Annotated in this window: 18 protein-coding genes; 12 read left to right on the top strand and 6 right to left on the bottom strand. The window is 45.2% G+C overall.

The features are described from left to right. Positions 1-5: 5 nt before the first annotated feature. Positions 6-1,361, bottom strand: a complete 1,356-nt coding sequence (locus tag J2Z66_RS03710; protein WP_209970008.1) for a YheC/YheD family endospore coat-associated protein — start codon at positions 1,359-1,361, stop codon at positions 6-8. A gap of 292 nt (positions 1,362-1,653) precedes the next feature. On the opposite strand from J2Z66_RS03710, the gene J2Z66_RS03705 reads away from it, so the two are divergent. The 6 genes from J2Z66_RS03705 (at position 1,654) to J2Z66_RS03680 (ending at position 9,810) form a co-directional block, all read left to right on the top strand. After that, positions 1,654-3,696: a helix-turn-helix transcriptional regulator gene (locus tag J2Z66_RS03705; protein ID WP_209970007.1), complete on the top strand. Its 2,043-nt coding sequence runs from the start codon at positions 1,654-1,656 to the stop codon at positions 3,694-3,696. Between the two features lie 217 nt (positions 3,697-3,913). Beyond that, entirely contained in the window at positions 3,914-4,660 is a 747-nt protein-coding gene (locus tag J2Z66_RS03700) for a stalk domain-containing protein (RefSeq protein WP_209970006.1), read from the top strand. A 74-nt stretch (positions 4,661-4,734) separates the two neighbouring features. After that, the gene (locus tag J2Z66_RS03695; RefSeq protein WP_209970005.1) at positions 4,735-6,282 is read left to right on the top strand and encodes an S-layer homology domain-containing protein; all 1,548 of its coding nucleotides are present in this window, start codon (positions 4,735-4,737) and stop codon (positions 6,280-6,282) included. A 1,158-nt stretch (positions 6,283-7,440) separates the two neighbouring features. After that, entirely contained in the window at positions 7,441-7,983 is a 543-nt protein-coding gene (locus tag J2Z66_RS03690) for an RNA polymerase sigma factor (protein WP_209970004.1), read from the top strand. After that, the gene (locus tag J2Z66_RS03685) at positions 7,976-8,299 is read left to right on the top strand and encodes a hypothetical protein (protein WP_209970003.1); all 324 of its coding nucleotides are present in this window, start codon (positions 7,976-7,978) and stop codon (positions 8,297-8,299) included. Before J2Z66_RS03690 ends, J2Z66_RS03685 begins: the two co-directional genes overlap by 8 nt. Next, the gene (locus J2Z66_RS03680; RefSeq protein ID WP_209970002.1) at positions 8,296-9,810 is read left to right on the top strand and encodes a hypothetical protein; all 1,515 of its coding nucleotides are present in this window, start codon (positions 8,296-8,298) and stop codon (positions 9,808-9,810) included. The genes J2Z66_RS03685 and J2Z66_RS03680 overlap by 4 nt, the downstream gene beginning before the upstream one ends. On the opposite strand, the gene J2Z66_RS03675 is transcribed toward J2Z66_RS03680, so the two are convergent. Both J2Z66_RS03675 and J2Z66_RS03670 read right to left on the bottom strand, forming a co-directional pair. After that, positions 9,807-10,733, bottom strand: coding sequence for a S66 peptidase family protein (locus tag J2Z66_RS03675; protein ID WP_209970001.1), 927 nt, complete (start codon positions 10,731-10,733; stop codon positions 9,807-9,809). The genes J2Z66_RS03680 and J2Z66_RS03675 overlap by 4 nt on opposite strands. A 52-nt stretch (positions 10,734-10,785) precedes the next feature. After that, on the bottom strand, positions 10,786-11,316 hold the full coding sequence (locus J2Z66_RS03670) for a C40 family peptidase (protein ID WP_209970000.1): 531 nt from the start codon (positions 11,314-11,316) through the stop codon (positions 10,786-10,788). A gap of 231 nt (positions 11,317-11,547) precedes the next feature. On the opposite strand from J2Z66_RS03670, the gene J2Z66_RS03665 reads away from it, so the two are divergent. The 5 genes from J2Z66_RS03665 (at position 11,548) to J2Z66_RS03645 (ending at position 16,382) form a co-directional block, all read left to right on the top strand. Beyond that, the gene (locus J2Z66_RS03665; RefSeq protein WP_209969999.1) at positions 11,548-12,420 is read left to right on the top strand and encodes a DUF695 domain-containing protein; all 873 of its coding nucleotides are present in this window, start codon (positions 11,548-11,550) and stop codon (positions 12,418-12,420) included. A gap of 163 nt (positions 12,421-12,583) precedes the next feature. Beyond that, positions 12,584-14,020 carry a PAS domain-containing sensor histidine kinase gene (locus J2Z66_RS03660; RefSeq protein WP_209969998.1) on the top strand — a complete coding sequence of 479 codons (1,437 nt, stop codon included), beginning with the start codon at positions 12,584-12,586 and terminating at the stop codon, positions 14,018-14,020. A 98-nt stretch (positions 14,021-14,118) separates the two neighbouring features. Beyond that, on the top strand, positions 14,119-14,397 hold the full coding sequence (locus J2Z66_RS03655) for a hypothetical protein (RefSeq protein ID WP_209969997.1): 279 nt from the start codon (positions 14,119-14,121) through the stop codon (positions 14,395-14,397). 102 nt (positions 14,398-14,499) lie between these two features. Beyond that, positions 14,500-14,706: a YqzE family protein gene (locus J2Z66_RS03650; protein WP_209969996.1), complete on the top strand. Its 207-nt coding sequence runs from the start codon at positions 14,500-14,502 to the stop codon at positions 14,704-14,706. A 662-nt stretch (positions 14,707-15,368) separates the two neighbouring features. Beyond that, a complete protein-coding gene (locus J2Z66_RS03645) occupies positions 15,369-16,382 on the top strand; it encodes a DUF3231 family protein (protein WP_209969995.1) in 1,014 nt (337 codons plus the stop codon). A gap of 152 nt (positions 16,383-16,534) precedes the next feature. On the opposite strand, the gene J2Z66_RS03640 is transcribed toward J2Z66_RS03645, so the two are convergent. The 3 genes from J2Z66_RS03640 to J2Z66_RS03630 all read right to left on the bottom strand — a co-directional run bounded on the left by J2Z66_RS03640 (position 16,535) and on the right by J2Z66_RS03630 (position 20,419). Then, a complete protein-coding gene (locus J2Z66_RS03640) occupies positions 16,535-17,431 on the bottom strand; it encodes a hypothetical protein (RefSeq protein WP_209969994.1) in 897 nt (298 codons plus the stop codon). Between the two features lie 130 nt (positions 17,432-17,561). Further along, positions 17,562-18,647 carry a YqhG family protein gene (locus J2Z66_RS03635; RefSeq protein ID WP_209969993.1) on the bottom strand — a complete coding sequence of 362 codons (1,086 nt, stop codon included), beginning with the start codon at positions 18,645-18,647 and terminating at the stop codon, positions 17,562-17,564. After that, positions 18,644-20,419 (bottom strand): DEAD/DEAH box helicase, encoded by a 1,776-nt coding sequence (locus J2Z66_RS03630; protein WP_209969992.1) that lies wholly within the window; start codon positions 20,417-20,419, stop codon positions 18,644-18,646. The genes J2Z66_RS03635 and J2Z66_RS03630 overlap by 4 nt, the downstream gene beginning before the upstream one ends. 230 nt (positions 20,420-20,649) lie before the next feature. Here J2Z66_RS03630 and lipM point away from each other — a divergent pair, with 230 nt between their 5' ends. After that, a complete protein-coding gene (lipM, locus tag J2Z66_RS03625; RefSeq protein ID WP_209969991.1) occupies positions 20,650-21,489 on the top strand; it encodes an octanoyltransferase LipM in 840 nt (279 codons plus the stop codon). Positions 21,490-21,568 lie beyond the last annotated feature (79 nt).

Raw genomic sequence — 21,568 nt, 5'->3', positions numbered from 1 at the left:
ATCCATCATCTCCGTTTTGTTGCCAAGCGACTGCTTCTTGCGAAGCCGGCAAGCTTTTTGGCATATAGAAGGTTGGCTTTAATTGTTCTCGCAAACATCTTGTGTTCGCCTGCATCCAGAGCGATGGTATGGTTAGGATCGTTATGATTAACCTCGATAATCCACAGCTTTTTATTCGTATCTATAGCAAAGTCAATTCCAAGATTGCCTAGATGGAAGCCGGATGCTTCTAGCTGCCTGGCTATCTCTAGGGCACAGCTTTGCATTTTATTGCGAATACTGCGAATTTCCTTATTGCCAAGCTGGAGTACCTTTCTAAGTGTCCGGTTCCCCTCTTCGGCAAAGCCGCCTGCTGTAATATTACTGACAATGTGATTTTTTTGGCCATACTTGGACAGAAGCCCCATATCCCTCCACTTTCCTATCTCGTCCTTCACTACGATCATCCGGAAATCGATCAGTCTTCCCTTGCTTGAAATGAGTTTAATACGTTCTTGAAGCAGGTATTTTTTCCGGGGAGCTTGCTTGTTCAAGAAATGGACCAACTGCTGAGGCTTCGCAAAATGTTTGTTCACATAACCCTTTCTTGCCTCTTTATAAGTCACAATAAACTTGTTACTTGCTGCAGCCAATTTAAGTATGTGTTGACCACCTGATCCATTAATAGGCTTCAAATACAGCACTGGGCAATGCTTTAACATTTGCATGACATCTCGGGTTTGTTCAAATAATGCTGTTTTGGGCAAAAATTCCCGCAAAGCCGCTTTTTGCGATAGCAGCTTATACATCATCCACTTATCACAACGGTAGTCATTAAAAACGTTTTTACCAAGCACCTGATTAAAATGATCGATCAGAGGCTTCTTTGCTGATGATTTATTAAAAATAGAGGAGGGATAGCGGAACTGCCCATGTTTCCAGGAGCGAGCCAAAGGTTTGAACATAAAGCCGGTAATCGTTTTGTTATTCGTATCTACATTTTCTGGGGAAAAGGCTAAAATGGCACCGCCGATGGGTCCATATTGCTGCGAGTAATGAATCAAATCCTGAAGAGGAATGTTACCTTTTTTCCTATCTACTAACAGACCAATGTAAGGGCCTATGATGAGCGTGTTTTTTACTTTTTTTAGCTGGAAAGCGCACTCTGCTGGTACTTTCAATTTTTGCAAAGCTATATTGGAAATGATGATCTCGTTGGACATCAAGATCCTGGAAGCTTGGGTTTTGATGGGGATAGTTGAGGTGCCAAATTTGAGCATCATGGTTTGTTCGTTTGCAAGGCACCATTTTTTTACTAGTTCTTTTGGGATTTGCATAGCCTCTTTTCGAATGGAAGCACTGCCCCGCAACTTGATCATCATAAGCTTTTTCCTTCCATATTCAAGATTGAATAAATCACCTCAACTTTAGTCTATTAATATTTTTGATCGTTGTGCAGCTAATGTACATTATTGGGCGCTGGGTCTGTACAAAAAAAATGATCATATGATGTAGGGATAGCAGGAAAATTGCCAGCGAGACCAAGGAGTTTGGAAAGGAAAAAGGGAGACGTTTGTGGCAAAGATAGCAATTATGTTATCATTGACGCAAAATATAATAATTGCTATGCTTTACTATTATTACCTCAATATATGGAGGAGTGACACACCCGTCATGTCTACAGTTGACCCTCATTCAAGGTTAGCCAGCGAGATTGATCATCTCGAACAGCACTTTCTCGTAGGACGGGAGAAGGAAGTGTTATTTTTCCTGGAACGATTAAAGGCTGAACAGCCCTCCGAAGCACGAATAGTTAATATCTATGGTACCGGAGGAGTAGGAAAGAGCTTCCTGCTCGGCGAATTTCGTCGCCTTGCGGTTCATGCACATATATCTTTTTTATTGGTGGACTGCCGTGTCACTCCGCGAAATCCACCTGAATTTTGCCTGCATCTTCTGCGTGCATTGCGTTATCCTGTGCATCGTTTAGGTAAAAAACAGATGCAGATAGGTATACTGACGGAGATTTGCCTTGAGGCGCTACAGAAGACAACTGCTCAGGGAAAGGTAGTACTAGCGTTTGATACGTTTGAGGAGATTGGGGAATTGGAGCACTGGTTACGGGATGAAATTCTAGCATATCTGAATTCCGATATTCTTGTCATTATTTCCGGGAGATTTCCTTTACAGGGGACATGGCGATCCTCACCTGCATGGAGGCAGTTCATTCATCGCTTGCCGCTTGCCGAGCTGGAATATGATGCGGTCAAGCAATATCTGCTGCGCTCAGGGATAGAGCGGCAAGAGATGATCCATCATATATGGAGTCAAACGAAAGGGCATCCACTGACTTTATCTTTGCTAGTGTCGACTACATTGAAGCAAGCATTGCAGAAATCGGCAAAAACGGATGAAGGTGAGGTTTTTGCACAGGTTGTAAATACGTGGTTGAAAGAGGTTCCTGATCCCGATATGCGGGAATTGGTTGAAGGTGCGGCTGTATTGCGGCATTTTAATCAGGAGCTGCTGAGCTTTGTTTTGGAGAAACAGGTAACTACAGATCAATTTCTGAAGCTGACCCGATATTCTTTTGTTCAGCGGGTTGATCGTGGTTGGCTGCTTCATGATCTACTGCGGGATGCGATTGGCAATGAGATGCAAATGCGTGCGCCTGAATACTTCGACCGGCTGTGGAAAAGGTGCATACTGCACTATTACCGGATGATCAAACAATCAGTTAAGGAGAAATCTGCCTTCAGAGAGAGTACAGAATGGGTTTACTATATCGCAAATCAGCTGATCAGATCCCTTTTCTACCCTAAGTTTTTCTTGTACAGCTCGGAGCCTTTGAATGCTATGAACTGGGTGGAAGCTGAGCAATATATGCATAATCGACTCCTTACCGCGAAGGAAACGCGGATAGTGCATACGAACCGGGATACGAACGAGTCGATTGAATACGTGATCACAGTCGAAGAAAACCTCTACGGATTGAAGCATATAGATCTACAGGAATTATACGATCTGGATCCTAGTATCGTGAAGCTGATCCGAAATGACCAGGGAGCCGTGTGTGGCTTAACAGCAATTATTCCTATTCAGGCTCATACATTGGATTATTTGCTAACCAAGCCGCTATCCTCTGCGTATTTCTCCCATTTGCCGGAAGCCAAGATGAAGGAGCTTAGGGTTCCAAAGCCATCGGTAGCGGGTTATTTTGTGAAAACGCTTGACGTGTATGATTTTGGCGATATATCGATGATGCAGGCATCAGGATTAGCATTTATCAACCATATGATGCTTGCTGGTTACGTTGTAGCTGCTCCGCCACCGCTGCCGCTTTCTCATGCGATCCTGCAAAGCCTGGGGTGCGAGAAGGTCAAGGATGTTGTGCACTATGATTATGACGGTAGGACGCCAACGCCGTTATTTTTTATTGATACTAGAGGAAATAAGCTTCATGACTACTTGAATAGAATGGTCGATTCCTTTGGAATTGTGGACGGCCTTGAAGAAGATGATGCGAATGATGCACTCAACCGGCTGACGAAAAGGGAAAAGAATGTGGCTGAGCTGGTCATGCAAGGCTGTTCCAACCTGGAGATTGCCAAAAATCTGTACCTTAGTGAAACAACAGTGAAAAAACACATAACCCATATTTATAGGAAGCTGGATGTCAAAAATCGGATGCAGCTGATAAACAAGCAAACCAAATGATTGGATACTCCATCCTAACACCCTCCTAAAGCGGATAACACGCTAACGCTAGTAAGAATCGTCAGGGTCTCTGATGGTTTTTTTTTTTGCATTCATAATACTACTTATATACTACTCTAATACTACCCTCGGACAATATCTACAAAACTGAAGCGATGGTACGATGAAAGCATTGTGCAGAAGGCACGAATTCATCCCTAATACAAGGAGGAGTATCATGAAAGGGTCCAAAATCGTCGTTCTGCTTATCATTACAGCGCTATTCTCTACGGCAGGTGGTGCTTATGCCGCAAGCAATTTAACCGTGATTAAAGCTTATTTGAACGGGGACATCAAGTTTATCAAGAATGGCACGAGCTGGCGCCCCACTGATGACAAAGGCAATGAGGTACTGCCAATCACTTATGATGGAACGACCTATCTGCCTCTACGAGTATTTGCGAACGGCTTCAATGTTCCGGTATCGTATGACGAGAAGTCCAAAACGGTCCTTCTAGGTTCTTCCAGCAAGGGGATCAACCTCTATGCGGAGCAAGTTAAAGCAGAGTCTAACAGTGGGAAGTTCTACGATGTTATCGACAAAAAGCAGCTGGTATTCGGAGGCAAGCAGTACAACGGCGCGTATGCATTTCAGTCCTACTTATTTGAGAGTTATAATGTGAAGCTTGATTTCGGCGAGAAATTCAACACGCTTCATCTTGTTCTCGTAGGCAAAGAAAATCTGAAGTTTAAAGTGTTTAACGGCAATAAACAGCAGCTGTCGGAAGAAATGAATCTGGTTAAAGGCGAGGTTAAGGAAGTCGATATCGACCTGCAGGGAAGCCAGCAAGCAGTGATTTATGGCTATGGCGCTGATAGTTCGCTGCCTTCCGATCAATTTCCGCTTATATACATTTTGAAAGACAGCTATGTGACGAACGAGACAACCAATCCAACGGGTCTTGAAATGCCAGAAATAAGATGAGCGATATGGAGGGTTTGACCGTGACCAGGATTAAGATGCGTAGGATTAGGATTTTTAAGATAGGAATATGTATCATGACATTCTTTTTGTTCATTGTTACGTTCCTGCCCATTTCGCGTGCCCATGCTGAGGTTAGTCTTACGGGGTTTTTTATTCAAAGCGGCAAGAAACCCTACTTGGTAGGAGGGGAAACCATCCGTTTCAGCTTCGGTGACGACCGGGCGATAGGCACTTCACTGGAGTATGTGCGAGTATCCTATTCCACAGACAATGGATTGAACTGGATACCTGTACCTGATCTCAAGTTAGATGAATATCATGGTTTCGGAGTGTATGGAATCTTTCGTCTTCCGATCGATGCTAGTATTACGTCAGCAAGGTTGCGTTTATCCACCCATTTCGCACCCATAATCGGTAGTGATAGTTATCCAACTGTCGATGTGGGGCCGTTCAAGATCATGCAGCCCGGCTCGGCGAGCGATGTTACAGCCGCGGCTAATACCGACGGATCAGTTACTTTAACGTGGAACGACAATTCTAACATGGAATCCTACTACCAGATCAATCGCGTCGGAGGCAAGGATGGCGATAAAACCTTTTTCGTAAAAAACACAATGGATCATATCGGACCGCTCACTTATGAGGATAAAGAGACAAGCAATGAAGAAGATGTGCTTTACTGTTATACCGTATTTCCCATAATCGATCAATTCCCTCTGCAGGACGATGTCAAGCCCGGCGCAGAAACCGCGATAGTGTTCATCAAGGCAAAATCAGGTATTTTGAAAATTAAAGATATGCTGAAAAAGTCTGACATCATTGATAGTATTGCAGCGAAACTGCCGACGAGCTACATCAAAGTCGATAAAGGTTCAATTCTGAAAACATTGCCTGATCTAATTGACCCTGAGAAGGTCATTTCACCTAAATTGAAGATTCCGGGATTGGAGGGTGGTGGCGGGGGAGCTGCTGCAGGTACTAATGGAGATGCTGGCGGTTCGAATGCAGGTTCGAATGGAGGTTCGGCAGCAGGAGGTGAAGCGCCAAAAGAAGGCACTCCGATGAATGACGCGCTTTTGGAAGAGCTTGTGAAGGGCTCCAGCGACTGGGCTAAGCCTGAGCTGAAGCAAGCGATCACGCTGCTGCTAACAACAGGCTCGGTTATCGGCAGTTATCAGCAGTCTATTACACGGGAGCATTTTGCCGGGATTGCCGTTAAACTGTACGAATCGCTAAGTGGTACAAAAGCAGAGAAAATATCGCCGAACCCGTTCAAAGATACAACTAGCGATGATGTGCTGAAAGCGAGTAATGCGGGAATTGTAACCGGAATTGCAGCGGACAAATTCGCTCCAGACGCCACGATCACCAGGCAGGAAATAGCCGTGATGCTCATGCGGGCGATAAAATCGGCGAAGCCTGCCACAATGCTCGATTCGAGCAAGAAATCGGATATGGCAGATGAAGATATGGTCGCGCCATGGGCGATTGAGGCGGTGCGCTTCGCATCAAATTACAAAGTCATGAATGGCATTGGCGAGAATCGTATCGATCCGCTAGGCAAGACGACGCGGGAGCAAGCAATCGTGCTCGTGAAGCGAGCCTACGAGGCATTTAAGTAGTACGAATGATCATACAAAAAGCTTCATTTGAAGCTGCTGTCACCCAACCGGAATTAGAAGCGGGAGGGTGACAGCAGTTTTTTTTGGTTTTATTATTAGAGCAGCCAGGTAGCTGCTTGGTAGTGTCCTGGTAGTATCCTGGAAGCAGCCCAGTGGTTGCCCGCTTACCAAGAATGGAGCGTGTTCGTGTGCATCACTTAACGGTGTTTTTGATCGTTAAAGCAAGTGTTTTCAGGTCATTCGTCAAGTTAATGATGTTTTTTATTGTTAAAAGAGGACGGATAGCCTCTCTGGGTGGTTTAAAGTAAGGACGTGGAGAGGAACTGATGCTTTTAACGATGAAATGTGGCGGTCGATTAACTGTGGACAAAAAAGATGTGCCAAGCCCTGTTGACTAACATACATGTTTATTTCCACTACTCTCTTTCCACTACTCTCTTTCCCTACCTATAGAGTACATTCCAATAAGAACCAACCATAGGGGACAAAGATGCATAAGAACATCATTTTTGGACCCGAATGCACCTATAAAAGGAAATTACTGCAAATCTGCAGGATTTTAGGTGTCTCTTGTCCGTTTGAGCGCTCCAAGTGACTATTTTCCTGCACTTTCGCTTTTGCAGGAATTCCCGGCCAATACCCGATTTCAGGTGAAAAATCCTGCACTTTTGCAGGATTTACTATGGGCAGAGTCCAAGGCTTTGGCCTCCAAGGCTGCTGAGAGGCGAGTTTTGATCGATTGCAGTAGTTTAATCGACAGCCTCGAAAACATCGCTAAGCGGCAGATCCCAACTCTTCACAGCTCTTCATCACCCAGCGAACGTGACTTCCAGGGAAATTATTCCATGAAGGAGAGAAAAACCTTGCTGGCTGTCCGTTCCTGGTGTTCGTATGATTCGTGCGATTGTAGCTAGGAGAGGGAGTGGCTGTGGGTGGAAGAGCGATAGCGTCCGCATTTAAAGATTTGTTCCACCCTACATTCATTTCCATTCAAGGGAACAAATCTTTAACAGCGGCTGGAGCCCACAGCCACTCCCTCCACAACCACCTACGTCACGAACATGCGCCTCAAAGGACACCACAAGGCATTTTTTTTATGTTAAAATGCAACCTGCAAGGGGGGAAGGTGTATCCTTACATAGAGGGGTGAAACAAGGCATGTATGATGAGCAGGAGTGGGTAGCCCGGCTGCAGCAAGGCGACGGATCAGCTTTGGAGCCATTGATGCGGTGTTACGGGGACCAAATCTACAGAACCGCCTTCCTGCTGCTGAAGGATCGCCATTTGGCTGAGGATTTGAGCCAAGACGTTTTTTTGATCGCTTTTCGCAAAATCCTCCAGTTTCGTGGTGAGGGCAGCTTGCGGGGCTGGCTGCTTCGCATTACGGTGAATGCATGCAGGTCTAATATGAGGCGGGCTTCATGGAAAAGAATGTTTGTGCGTGAAATTAAAGAACATGAGCTTTCGGTTACAGAGCCAGGACTCGAGCAAGCGGCCGATCGTGAAGCGCTAAGTGAGTATATCGGAAACCTGCCTTACAAGTACAGGGAAGTATTGGTTCTTCATTATTATCAGGATTTGTCTGTGCTTGAAATTAGTGCGCTGTTGGGTGATAAGGTAAATACGGTGAAAAGCAAGCTGCTAAGGGGAAGAGCGATACTGAAGGAACAATTGACGAAGGGGGGATGGCAGCATGAGTAATCCATTGAATGATCCCAATCAGAATGAGGATAAGTTCAATAAGCTGATCAAGCGGGAGTTGGATAAGGAGTTGGAACCTCTCACTTTGGACGAGAAGATCAGAAGGCGTGTACAGGAGCAGGCCAAACCGTCTATATGGGAAAGAGAAGTCCGGATCCCCCTGACCCTGGCATTTCTTCCATTGGTGTTGCTCATTGGCATTGGATTGTTTATGGTTTGGCCAGAAGACTCGTCTATGCCTGCCCAATCTGATTATATAGTGCTGGATAACAGTGTCTTTAGGGTAGACCGACTTCTTGAGGAGGTTGAACGATGATTACTGTGAAAGTCAAAACTCTAGCAGCTGCCATATGCATATTCATCATTGCCGCAGCCGCTCTATACGTTGCTCTTCCAGATATTCTATATAAGATGAAGCGATATGATGAGATTGATACTTATTTTCCAAAAAGCCGCGTTGCAGCAGATGCACTTTATTGGGCGGCAGAGGATTCCTTTCCTGATCTTTTATCTGATTCGAATGATCTCATTTATATTTTCCCGTCGTCGACCATTACGTCAGCCAGAGGCAGCACAAAGGTTGTAGACTATGCAATAGGCAAGCTAGAAGAGCTCTTAACGAATTATCCTGATTATCGTTTTGCTGGGGAAGCACGTTGGAAGCTTGCCCATTATTATTTTCAAGCTAACCGCTGGACAGAGGCGGAACGGTATTTCAGAGAGCTTGCCGAACCTTCGCCTGAACTTTCCAAACGGAAAAATCAATATTTACAGTATGGCAAAGAAGCCAAAAGCTTTCTTGAACTTCTCGCAACGCGTTCAGCTCAGCCGGATCAACAGGCTTCAGTCACAGGAAGGGTTATGATCGACGGCAAGCCCGCCGAAAATGTGCTTGTGATGTTGCACCGCAAAAATGATCATACATGGCAAGGGCAGCCTGTAGGCAACTATCCGATGGCAATTACGGACCAGGACGGCGTATATCGCCTATATAAGGTGAATCCGGATCAATACGAGGTTGGCGTAGGCATTTCCGCTGATAGACTGCAAGGCATGTATAGATCAGAAGTTGAGGGAAGTGAAGTCACGGTCCTGGACGGAAAGTCTGCGACTTCAGACATCCACTTTGTACAGCAGGTGAAAGTGCTCAGCCCCATTGACATGACCAAAATTTCGGGTGAAGAGCTTCAATTCTCGTGGGAGCCCTACCCTGGAGCAGCTTACTATCAATTGACTATCACGGCAATGGAGCATGATGCCAAAGGGCTTCCTAGCGGAACCTTCAGCAGTTGGCTTGACGAGAAGTGGACGGATACAAAAGCCGGTTATTCCGTGGAGGAGCTGCGCAATTATCCGCGTGGTGTGGGTAAATCTTTTTCGGATACTCAATTTTGGCTGTCTACACCGGGGATTCTGGGGATTGTTTATCCAGGTGGTGACTTCGTTTGGAGTGTAGATGCTTTTGATGAGAAGGGGAAACGAATCAGCAGTTCGAAAGGATACTATACGAAGATAGATAGCATGGTTCCGTTCTTCTCTTTAGACGGTGAAAACCAGTTGGAAGGGGATCGGCTGGTGATGGAGTATGATTATGAAGGCGCGAAGCAAGCTTATGAGCAGCAACTGGATGAGCCTTACGCATTGCGTGCACTTGCCCTGCTGTGGCTGAATGGCAGCAGTAAGGACGATGAGGGGGACAAGGCCAAAGCACTCTATTATTATAAAAAGCTAGCGTATCCATCCAGCTTCGATCTGCAGATGATGGCATCAGCCTATGAGGCGCTTGGAGATCATGATGAGGCTAAGCGAATACGCAAAGAGCCCTAATCCACCGTAACTGTAGGCTCTAGAACAGTAATCAGATTGTTGGAAGCGTCAAGATTGATGGAGGCTCCAATCGGTACGGCTGCTTTGTACATGCCATGTGCAGCCGAGAGATTGGTTATAAGAGGCTTGCCTAGAGGAATGATGAATTCATCAATTAAATCATCGTATGTCTTACCGTATGAGGTTTGACAAAGTGTACATTGTCCCATTACGATGCCAATGCAATCATTGAATTTACCGGCAAGTTTAAGATGATTAAGCATCCGATATACTTTGTTAATGTGTTCATGGGTTTCTTCGAGGAATAAAATGTTCCCCTTCGTATCGATTTCGAAGGGGGTACCCAGTGTGTCGATAATTGAAGTCAGATTTCCGCCGACAACAGGCCCAGTCACATCACCAGGAACCTTACTGATAAGCAGGGTTCCTGGTGGGTTTGTTATAGGCCTTGGAGCATGAATCGTAGAAGTAGCTTCAAAAAATTGATTAAAATTATACGCTGGCGTATCCGCCCTGAAATCAATCAAAAGCAAGCTGGAGAATGTCACCAGCCTGCTTCGTTGATATAACACATTCATGAGTACGGATATATCGCTGTATCCGGAAAGAATTTTTGGATTTTTGGCAATGACTTGATAATCAAGGTAAGGGAGAATTCCGGCAACTCCCACACCGCCTCTAGTAGGCAGGATCATCCTGACATTTGGATCCGTAAACATATTCATCAGATCGGACGCTCTTTCAGCGGCGGTAGCTGCAAGAAAGCCATCCTCATCATATACATATTTGCCCAAAACAACTTTAAAGCCCAGTTTTTGCAAAAAAGCGATACCATTATTGATAGTGGGAGCAGGAAGCGGGCTTCCTAATGTCACAATTCCAATAGTATCCCCACGTCTTAAAATACGCGGATAGGTGGGCATGGTCATTCCTCCCGAAACTTCAGTCTACTCTGAAGTGTATGCTCACGAGAGGCTAATTAAGAACTCTTCTAGCCGTAATATATTTCTTGCTGGCACTCAGATCACTGATGAGGACGCCGTTAATATTTTTACCGATGGTGTTGTGAATGTATTTCCCGTTCCCCATATAAACGCCCACATGTGTAAGGTTGGATAAGCTGGTGCCGAAGAAAACCAGATCGCCTTTTTTTAAATTTTTCTTGGCCACATAAGTCCCTTGTTTGCTTTGTAAGTTAGATCCCCATTTGAGCGTAATCCCTTGTGAAGCAAATAAATATTTGGTGAAAGAGGAGCAGTCAAATATATATTTAACGCTATTATTGACGCCGTACTTATATGTAACTTTGCCTTTAAGGGATTGGGCTAAATTGACGATTTTAGTGGCCTTTTGAGCGGATGATAGACTGGAAGCCTGAGCTTGAACTTGCGTTTGGCTGGCAGCGGCAGCGGTTGTAGTCGGCTGTGTTAACAGGGCAGAGCTCCAAAGAAGCGAGAGACAACCTAACCCGATGATTGTTTGTTTACAAACATTGTGCTTGGACATAAAATCCTCCTAGTTGTTGTTATTTGTCTTTCAGGGGTAGTATATCATTTTTGCTCTTAGGAGAGTAACCATCAAATATGTCCAATAAATGGAACTATTTGGATCTATAGTCAAGATAAACTTGTTTATGTGGTAATAAAAGGTTGAAAGTTATAAAAACACCGCTATAATCGAAGTATAGAGAGTTGGATCATATAGATGCCTCGCAGCGCATACAAGGAGGCCGTAACCATGCCTGAAGATTGGAACTTATTCGAACGAAACAGCGGCACGGAGCCGATGATGATATTTATGAATACAGATTTAAAGGAAAAGGCCCCCATTCAGGGACTAAGCCGGTTAGTCTCTGTTATTTTTAATATGTACAGTCTGTGGGACTCAGCAGGAAGCTCCAGCAAACGTGCCCAGGATTTATTTTATACCCTTGAAGATAAGCTGATGCAGCGTATGCAGGAATCCGAGCAGGCTATTTATGTCGGAAGAATTTCTGTGCAAAATAAGATGGAGCTTTACTTCTATGCAGCTGAATCGGAGGAATGGGAATCCAAGGCAGCACAAATTATGGCGGACTTTCCTTCTTTTCGCTATTATTCTTCGATTAGACAGGATGAGGATTGGTCCTTTTATTTGCAAGAGATGTACCCTACGGCGCTGGAAGAACAGTGGATGCGCAACGCCAAGATTTCCTATGCTCTCAACCGGCATGGAGATAAAGCGGAAATTGTGAGAGAAGTAGAGCATTGGCTGCATTTTGCCAGTAAAATCAGTATGGATGAAGTGAAGGGGAAGGCTGGTTTGCTTGGTTATATGATTATGCAGGCGGAGTTGGATGCTTCGCGTCCCGTCAATCCCTATGTACTGCAGCTTCGCAAGAAGCACGCACTGGACCTGGCGACTGTCAATATCGTGACGAAGGAGCTGTTTACATTAGCGGCGGAAGCAGGGGGGACTTATGATGGCTGGGGCACCCGCTTAAAGCTGAAATTTCCCGCAAAACTCCGTTTTACATTCAACCGTCTGATCAAAAGGCCGCTCTATGTGAGGCTGACTTTAGGCATCTTAACGTTGCTCGTGATTGGGGCTGTTGTTTGGCGGTTTATATGAAGATTGTTTTTGGATTGTATCCCCAATTTAAAGATTAATTTGCGAGGGAAAACCGCAGGGTTGTCCCTCTTTCACTTGGAATTGGGTATTTTTACATTGCAGCGGCCATATCCTATAATGTTAGGTAATTAGATCAAATAAAGCTCTTAAGGGAGATGGGCGGATGGACCCCAATCAAATCAATAAGACTGGCAACGAGCTGATCTTCAGATCGTTTTTTTTGCAAAATCCTGATGCTGTATGTTTTTTTGATCTAAAAGGTAAGCTTACCCATGCCAATCCTGCTGCTGAGAGATTACTGGGCTGCACGTCCGAAGAGCTTTCTGCCATAGATCTGTATTCGCTTCTAGTTGTGGCAGATAAACAGGATTATGAAATTAGTATTTGTAATATGCTAGGCTTTGTTACAGAACTGCAGGTCCAACATATAGCAATAGATGCTGATGCTGAGGGGAACGCTGTAGGATCATTCATCATTGCCAAAGACATAACCGCGCAAAAAAATACAGAAAAACCAGCGATCATTCAAGAGCAGGGTGAAAGAAAGAAGCTGGAGCAGTCTCTTATTGAAATCTATCAAAGATATGAATCCTTTATCACATATAACCCGGACGGGGTAAGGGCTATAGATTTAAATGGGAATTTTACGGAAGTTAATCCTGCATATGAACAAATCACCGGCTATTCGAAAGAAGAGCTGCTAACTATAGCCATGAAGGACCTTACATTTGAGGATGACAGGGAACAGCTTAGCAAAGAGTGGATAATGATCAATGAAACCCAAGCCTCACATTCGTTTGATACAGGAATTCGCCATAAGCAGGGGCACCGGGTTGAAGTGAGAATACATAACATACCAATTTACATCAATGGACAGCTGGTAGAGATATTCGGGACGGTAAAAGATATTACCGATTTGCAAAGAACTGAGGAGCTGCTCCGAAAGTCAGACAAGCTATCTGCGGTCGGTCAGCTTGCTGCTGCTGTTGCCCATGAAATCCGCAATCCATTAACTTCTTTAAAAGGATTTATACAGCTGCTTAAGCATACTTATCCCGAAGCCAAATCTCACTATATCGAAATCATGCTGAGTGAACTGTCGAGAATTGAATTGATTTCCAGTGAGCTCCTGGTTCTGGCTAAGCCGCAGATGACGGTTTTTCAGCAAAAGGACGTCTGCTTTATTATGAGTGATGTTATTTCACTGTTGGAGTCGCAGGCAAATATTAATTCGGTTCAGATTATCGCTGCTTTCGATGAAGGCATTCCGCTGTTGCATTGCGAGGAAAATCAATTGAAGCAGGTATTTATTAATATTATTAAAAATGGCATTGAAGCCATGTCCAGCGGGGGCATCATCAGAGTTTCGATTAAAAAGGACCAGCAGCATGTGCGAATTCAAGTTTTTGACGAAGGCTGTGGGATTCCGGAAAATTTCGTGAGCAAGATCGGAGAGCCTTTTTATTCAACGAAGGAAAAAGGTACAGGCTTAGGTCTTATGGTAACGCAAAGAATCATTGAAGCACACAAGGGGCGCCTGGATATTAAAAGTAAAGTAAACAAAGGAACAACAGTAAGTGTGATCCTGCCGCTCACCTAAAATTAGGGAAAACCAATACATAGGCTTGATTAACGGGAACTAATCCCCCTCCACGCACATACAAATATTGAAAATATGTGCATTGGAGGCGTTCATTTATGGCAGCTTGTTCAACGTGGACTTATCATCATATAACGGCACCAGTATTTAAGGCTCTGCAAAACTTAGGCAGAAAACAAGGCTTCTCAATACCCAATGCTGCTTCAGGCAGGTTCAATATCACTGTAGCTGGATTTAATGTTGCTTTTCAGTATGCCTGGGATGTGAAACGTGCGATCCTGTTGCTGCAGTGTGAATCTAAGCCCATGCTGGTGGGCTGTCCGACTATCAAGTCATTCGCTGATAAAATCATTATAGAGAGCGGCGGAAAAGTGTAACAATGTATAGCGATGTCTACGATGTCCTTCGTATTCCTAGTATTCCTTCGTATAGGGGCAGGGTTAGCAGGCAACACTGGAAGTAGAGGGCGGTGGATGCTTATGGCTAGTGGAGACGATTTGGTCAGGTACATCACAGAGCAGGTTGTTACCTACATGGATACACCCAAAGAAGTTCGAAAGCAAATTAAGCAAATTCACAAGCAGGAGAAAGAGGATTGGCAGGTGCGCTGGTTTGGCATGGTGCCATTAGCTATTCGAATGCTGACGAAGCAGGTCCGAAGCAAAGCGACATCTCCCAAAGGCTAAATGCCTGCAGGAGGTGTTTTTTTATTATTTTGATTTACAATTAATACTCCAGGAGCGGAAAGGAAGCTCCTTTATTCCATATCGCCACTATCCCGTTCCCTCAGGAGAGCAACCTCTGCTGGCATTCCGGATGTGCGATGTTAAACAGCTTGTCTCCCCCGAAATGAGCGAGTGCTTCACTTAACGATGAAAATCATCGTTAAAATAAGTGTTACCAGGTTAATCATCCACTTTAATGATGATTTTCATCGTTAAAGTAGCAGATCCTTTTCAACTGCTTGCACTGGTGCGGGAGGCGGGTATTCTTCTTCCCCAGCCCCTTTGCCCGCTAGGAAATCTCCTCCAGTCAAGAGAAAAAACCTTGCTGGTTGTCCGTTTGAGCGTGGGATGTTCGGGCGATTGTAGCTGAGAGAGGAAAGGGGTGTGGGTGGAAGAGTGATAGCGTCCGCATTTAAAGATTTTTGTTCCAACCTTTACATTCAATTCAGAGAACAAATCTTTAACAGCGGCTGGATCCCATACCCCTTTCCTCCCCCAAGCACAAGCGTCACGAACACGCTCCTCAAAGGACACCACAAGGTTTCTTTCTCATAATATGTATAGCAACCAAATGGATCGTGCATAATAAAGGTGGAGTTTTTTTTGGAAGGGGAAAACATGCAATGAATCACAAGCGATCGGTTGGACTAACATCAACAGAAGTTGCTGCTTTATGGTCGACATATATGAGTGAGAGCATGACTGTTTGTTTAACTAAGGTTCTACTGACAAATACAGATGACCAAGAGGTAAAGGCTTTGTTATCGGAGTCTTTAACTGAATCTGAAGGCTTTGTGAAGGAAATTACCCGGCTTTTCACACAGGAAGAGTTTCCTATACCTAGGGGGTATACAGATGAAGATATAAATCTGTCGGCACCTCCGTTGTTTTTTAATCTTTTTCCTTTAAGCTATGCGTACGGACTAAGTCGTCTGGGGATGGTATCATATGGCTTGCTTACATCTAGTGTAGCCCGTGAAGATTTGAGAGCTTTTTTCTCGAAATGTCTAACGTCTTCACTTAAGCTGTACAACCAATGCGTCGAATTGATGCTGTCAAAAGGAATCTATGATCGTCCTGCTTACATCCCTTACCCGGAGCATATCGAGTTTCTGAAGAAAAAAGAAACCTTCATATCCAAATGGTTCGAGCCGCAGCGTTCGCTTAATGTTCTGGAGTTATCCGATATGTTCTTTAACATTGAACGAAACTACTTTGGAGTTATTTTGTTAACGGGTTTTATTCAGGTCGTTAAAGACAATGAAATCAAGCAATATTTATTAAAAGGAAAAAAACTCGCTGAAAAACAGATTGAATTTATGAATAAAACGTTAAGTGAGGAAGATTTATTAGGGAATATCATGGTGAATACAGCTGTAACAGCTTCTACGGTCTCACCTTTTTCAGACAGGTTAATCCTTGGATTGATTAGTTTGACTAACACTCAAGGCATTTTATATACAGGTCATGCTATTTCAATGGCGTCAAGAGTTGATTTGGCAGCTGAATATATGCAAATTTTGTTGGAAATTCTTCAGAATGGCAAGCAGGGCATGGAGATGCTGATCGAGCGCCAGTGGATGGAGGAGCCGCCCCATGCTCCGGATCGAAAAGCACTTGCTAACGCGATAAAGTAATAGAGTAATAAAGAATAAAGTGATAAAGTAGTAAAATTGAATCCACCACTCAGGGTGGAGACAGGTGGAGTAATGATTTCCAAAATAAAAAGGACCATCAGGGAATATCCCTAAGGTCCTTTTCCTTTTTATTTTAACTATTTTCATTGTCATTAAGTACGAGTTTTGAAAAAATGCCCTTGTTGAACCGCCAGTTCCAACAGCAAATATTTAGGACCGTTCTGATCCACAATCAAGTAGGCATCATCATTTCCCCATTTGCTGTAGCCTAGAACGGCAAAAGCGAAGCTCGCTTTACTGTTGTATAGCTCTGCCGTATAAGTAAGTTTGTTATACTTTTGCATGGAGGCTTTCAGATCCGTCAGGCTCTGAATCTGCAAGGGGATGCCAGTGACCCAAGGCATGGTTTCATAGGGGTCAAAGGCGGAAATCTGCTTCTCATCGAGCTTTCCTGTTAGTGTAGTCGAGGCAGGCAGTTTTGCAAATAGAGTTGTCCCCAGCTCCGCTTCCTCAATGGGCAGCTGTTCGCCGGTTTTGGCGTCCATGATCAAGGTTGTTTGATTCAGCTTGATTTTCCAAACCGCATGCAGGGCGTCAGTGTACCATCTTTGTATAGAAATGCTCTGATCTTTCATCAAATCGGATAAAGAATATGTGTCCGGTAAAAGTTCGAGCCGTATCAAGGATTGATACAGCGTGCTCATGCTATAAAGCGGGTTACTGCCAGTCCCATACTCCGTGAGGCGAAAGCTTCCATCTTCCACTGCGTGAACGATCATGTAACCGACTTCTTGTCCATCTTTCGTGAGGATGACTACCCAACCATGTGTGCCGGGACCTAATGGCTCAATGATGGAGGAAGCTTTCTGCCAGCTTTCAAAGCCTTGTTTCTTGGCAAGAAGCTGTTTCCAGGTTTCCACTGCTTCTTCCAGTAAGGGGGCTGTTGAGCTTGCTATCTTGTTTGTCTGCCCGGCTGAAGAAGGGGGAGGGGCCGATAGCTGGACTCCTAAAAATAAGGTAACAAGCAGCCCTATGACATATTTTTTCAAATTTGCTTCACCGCCTATATCTTTAACCTACTAGCTTATGCTTACATTGTAAGCTTAATGCCTTAAAAATATTGTTGGAATGCGCGGCATTAATTGATAGCTTTTATCGATTGCAGTCAATTTCCTACCGTTATTCCGCGCTTAAATGAAATATTCCGCAATTGATGACGGAAACAAGGATGCGCGGCTTATACTGCCAATCTATTTCTGCGCGGCGGTTCACATACTGAGCTTCTACATCGGCTTTCTGCTCAGCTTCCGCAGACCCGATCAGACCTAGATAATAATCGTCGATCCTATGTGCCTCGTCATGATGACGCTCATTCGCTTCATCCGCCCAGCGGTGATCGTAACGGCTTACCGTATGCTCCAGCGCCAGCTCCAAAGCGTTCATAGCTTTAGGCAGCGGAATCGTGGCAGGAAGAATGTGCAGGTTTGCTGGTAGACGGGGTGACAGGTTTTTGGTTAGCAGTTTTTTATGAAATTGGTCACGGATTTCTCCAGAATTCAGCTTGATGGCCAATGAATGGATTTCGCTGCGTTTCATATCACAGACAAGCTCGACTTTATAGTTGATAGTAAACCATGTATCGTAAATCCGTTGAGCCTGCTGAACGGGTTGAATAGAGAAGGGCTCCTCAAATAAGTAAACGAAGCGTCCTTTGTTCTGAACGATATCGAATAGCTGCTCAAGCCTGCGGCTCCCATAGTTGATTTCATCTCTTGGAATGCGGCTCACAACAGTTGTCGGCACGAAGCCAAAATAACGGCCAAGAATGCTGTTATCCTGCGGGACGTCAGATGCTTGGTTGTTAACAGCGGGAGCGGGTCCCCTTCCAGCTGGAGTTGTTTGACCTGTTTGTGGCCCATGTGTTGCATGTGTTGCATTTGGTGCATGTGCATTTGATCTTTGTTGTGACTGAGCAGGTGGTGATAGAGCTTGCTGTGCGCCAGGGTTCGAACGGGCGATGGTTTGCTGGCCTTGCTTGAGCTCGGCTTTAATGCGCTCGGGATCAAAGACGAAGGTGTAGGTCATCGTCTCTGCAGGAGCTCCCGTACGCTCTACAAAGCTCCAATAATAGGAGCGCCCGGTCAATTCCTTATCGGCATCAGGTGAAAGCTTGACTGTGACATATTCGGGTGTTTTCTCAATGATGCTGCAGCCAAACACTTCCAGGAAGCGCATGACAAATGCTTGAATATGGCGCTTGTTCATGGTATCAATTCAATCCTTTCGCCTTCTACTGCATCCAGAATAGCATTTAGGGGATTCGTCGTTTCCACTTCCGACTGAATGTCGGAGAAGGCATTTCCGAACTCATCTAGCTTGCTGCGAATCTCTGCTTCGGAGCCCGATTCCATAACGAGCCTGAATAGGGAGGTTTCAAGCGATTTCTTTTTCTCAAACCGTTCCAAAATAGTGTCTAACTGCCCGATTACCCGCTCGAACATATTGATTTTTTCATGCAGCAGGGATAGGATATGCTCTTCGATCGTATTTCTTGTGGAAAAGTTATATATATTCACATCATGGGTTTGCCCCAGTCTGTGCACGCGCCCAATTCTCTGTTCTACACGCATGGGATTCCAAGGAAGATCGAAATTGATCATATTGTGACAAAACTGCAGATTGATTCCTTCTCCGCCAGCCTCTGTAGCGACAAGCACCTGCGCCCGGTTGCGGAATAAATCCATCATCCAGTCCTTTTTGCCGCGATTCATGCCTCCCCGATAAGGAACGGCACTGATTTTATGCTGTTTCAAATAAGTTAATAAATATTCCTGCGACGCGCGGTATTCGGTGAAAATGATCACCTTCTCACCTATTTGCTGCACGAGCTCTATAGCCTTATCTGCCTTAGTGTTCGCTCCAATGCTGCGAATTAGCTCGACCAGCTCCCAGATCCGCGGTCTGACCGGAGAGTCCTCAGCGGTTTTTTTGAATAAATTGACCAGCGTAATAAAGACGGCATCACGGGAGCTGCATACCTCACGCTGCAAGGTGATCAGCGATAGCATACTGGAGAGATCGCCTTTGCTCTCTTCATAACGGGTGCGTACAAAGCTGGTTACACCCTCATACAGCGCCTGCTCCTCCGGAGAGAGGGTGATCGGAATGTTTTTGACCACGCGCTTGGTAAATTCGAGGCCTCCATCGCCGCGGCGGTTGCGGATCATTACCTTAGATAGCTCATGCTGAAGCTTGCCTTCGTTTTTTGGTGTTCTTTTGCCCATAACGAAGTTGGCTTTAAATTGACTTTGACCGCCGAGCTGTCCTGGTTTCAGTAAGGTTATCAGGTTATAAAGCTCTTTGAGATCATTCTGAACAGGTGTGGCGGTTAGCAGCAGACAGTATTTTTTACGAAGCTCGTTAACGAATTGGTAGTTGGTAGTTTTTTTATTTTTCAGCTTGTGGGCCTCATCGACGATCACCATATCGTATTCCTGTCCCATGACGATTTCGCGATGTGGATCGCGTTTGGCGGTGTCCATGGAAGCGACGATCACGTCGGTGCTTTTCCACATGTAGGCTTTTTTCTGAGCTGCCGCCTGAATGCCGAATTTTTGGTTAAGCTCCCGTACCCATTGCAGGACCAGGGAGGCAGGCACAAGGATCAATGTTTTGCGGACAAGTCCTCTTACCATATACTCCTTAAGGATCAGGCCCGCTTCAATCGTTTTTCCGAGTCCCACTTCATCGGCAAGAATAGCGCGTCCGCGCATTTCATTGAGCACTTTTTTGGCGGTGTCTATTTGATGGGGCATGGGTGCAAGCTGTTCAAGATGATTCAGGCATTGCAGCTCTTCAAAGCTAGGAACCAAGCGGGATTGTTCCGCTTCATAGGCGAGCTGATACAGAGTCCAATCGTCCCAGGGTCCGCCACCGCTCAGACGGGCGTCGAAATCGGCCAGCCACTCTCTGTCGAAATGCATATGCAAATGTTCATGAATAGGTCGAATAAATTGTTGGGGCCGCTGTGGTTGCATAGTGCCTCCTCTAGGCTATTGTTTGTTGAGACGGTTGAGAGATAGAAGTAATCTACAGTATGCTCTAAAGTAACAGCTTTCATAACTTTTCCTCTGAATTGAGGTATGATAAGCTAATGGGATGAACTGTTCGGTAAGGCTTGCGAAGGAAGCTTCCAACGAAACGTGCAAGTGCTTATACTTACGAAATGAGTTTAGCTTAGGCAAAATTTTGAGGAGATGACATCATAATGACAGCTTGGCGATTTATCCATACAGGTGCCCGTTCACCCGCAGAAAATATGGCTATAGATGAAGCGATCCTGACAGCCCACAGCGAGGGACTGGTACCCCCTACGGTTCGCTTTTATGGCTGGAATCCGGCGACGCTATCGATCGGCTATTTTCAAAAGGCACAGGAGGTAGACGGGGAAGCGCTGCAGCGGGAAGGCATTGGCTTCGTCCGTAGACCGACGGGAGGAAGAGCGGTTCTGCATGACAAGGAGCTAACCTACAGCATCATTGTCTCAGAGACTTATCCAGGCATTCCGCGCAACGTGACAGAGGCATATCGTGTACTCAGCGAGGGGCTCCTGCAGGGCTTCCGGGCGCTTGGGCTTGCAGCTGAGATGGTACAGCTTGCTTCTGATGAGGAGAAGGAGAAGTACGCATCTGCCGGCTCTGCAGCTTGCTTCGATTCTCCGTCCTGGTACGAGCTTGTCGTAGAAGGTCGTAAGGTTGCAGGCAGCGCTCAGGTTCGGCAGAAGGATGTGGTGCTTCAACACGGCTCGATTCTTCTTGATATGGATACAGAGCAGCTCTTCCGCATGCTGAAGTTCTCCAATGAGAGGGTGGGGGAACGGATGAAGCAAAGCTTTACGAAAAAAGCGGTGGCGATTAACGAGCTGCTGCGTTTTCAGGGGAAAGCGGAGGTTGGCATCGGACAGGTGGAGGAAGCGTTTCGCAGGGAGATTGCTTTAAGTCTGGGCGTTCAGTTTGAAGAGGCGGAGCTTACTGCTTATGAGAATGAGCTAACCCGGCAGCTTGTCCTTGAGAAGTATGGTAGTGAAGCTTGGAATTTTCGCAGATAATGAGGAAAGAATGACCTTTAACAATACAAAACATCACTAAAACGCTGGTATATCTTGGATTACCTCTTTTAGTGATGAA

The sequence above is a fragment of the Paenibacillus eucommiae genome (assembly GCF_017874215.1).
GTDB lineage: Bacteria > Bacillota > Bacilli > Paenibacillales > NBRC-103111 > Paenibacillus_AI > Paenibacillus_AI eucommiae.
This window is presented reverse-complemented; position numbering and strand designations above follow the sequence as displayed.

Excerpts from the sequence above, each read along its gene's own strand:
- J2Z66_RS03695 (WP_209970005.1), top strand. The coding sequence starts at position 4,735 with ATGACATTCTTTTTGTTCATTGTTACGTTCCTGCCCATTTCGCGTGCC.
- lipM (WP_209969991.1), top strand. The coding sequence starts at position 20,650 with ATGACAGCTTGGCGATTTATCCATACAGGTGCCCGTTCACCCGCAGAA.
- J2Z66_RS03710 (WP_209970008.1), bottom strand. The coding sequence starts at position 1,361 with ATGATGATCAAGTTGCGGGGCAGTGCTTCCATTCGAAAAGAGGCTATG.
- J2Z66_RS03650 (WP_209969996.1), top strand. The coding sequence starts at position 14,500 with ATGGCTAGTGGAGACGATTTGGTCAGGTACATCACAGAGCAGGTTGTT.
- J2Z66_RS03690 (WP_209970004.1), top strand. The coding sequence starts at position 7,441 with ATGTATGATGAGCAGGAGTGGGTAGCCCGGCTGCAGCAAGGCGACGGA.
- J2Z66_RS03645 (WP_209969995.1), top strand. The coding sequence starts at position 15,369 with ATGAATCACAAGCGATCGGTTGGACTAACATCAACAGAAGTTGCTGCT.
- J2Z66_RS03655 (WP_209969997.1), top strand. The coding sequence starts at position 14,119 with ATGGCAGCTTGTTCAACGTGGACTTATCATCATATAACGGCACCAGTA.
- J2Z66_RS03700 (WP_209970006.1), top strand. The coding sequence starts at position 3,914 with ATGAAAGGGTCCAAAATCGTCGTTCTGCTTATCATTACAGCGCTATTC.
- J2Z66_RS03685 (WP_209970003.1), top strand. The coding sequence starts at position 7,976 with ATGAGTAATCCATTGAATGATCCCAATCAGAATGAGGATAAGTTCAAT.
- J2Z66_RS03670 (WP_209970000.1), bottom strand. The coding sequence starts at position 11,316 with ATGTCCAAGCACAATGTTTGTAAACAAACAATCATCGGGTTAGGTTGT.
- J2Z66_RS03635 (WP_209969993.1), bottom strand. The coding sequence starts at position 18,647 with ATGAACAAGCGCCATATTCAAGCATTTGTCATGCGCTTCCTGGAAGTG.
- J2Z66_RS03665 (WP_209969999.1), top strand. The coding sequence starts at position 11,548 with ATGCCTGAAGATTGGAACTTATTCGAACGAAACAGCGGCACGGAGCCG.
- J2Z66_RS03660 (WP_209969998.1), top strand. The coding sequence starts at position 12,584 with ATGGACCCCAATCAAATCAATAAGACTGGCAACGAGCTGATCTTCAGA.
- J2Z66_RS03675 (WP_209970001.1), bottom strand. The coding sequence starts at position 10,733 with ATGCCCACCTATCCGCGTATTTTAAGACGTGGGGATACTATTGGAATT.
- J2Z66_RS03680 (WP_209970002.1), top strand. The coding sequence starts at position 8,296 with ATGATTACTGTGAAAGTCAAAACTCTAGCAGCTGCCATATGCATATTC.
- J2Z66_RS03705 (WP_209970007.1), top strand. The coding sequence starts at position 1,654 with ATGTCTACAGTTGACCCTCATTCAAGGTTAGCCAGCGAGATTGATCAT.
- J2Z66_RS03630 (WP_209969992.1), bottom strand. The coding sequence starts at position 20,419 with ATGCAACCACAGCGGCCCCAACAATTTATTCGACCTATTCATGAACAT.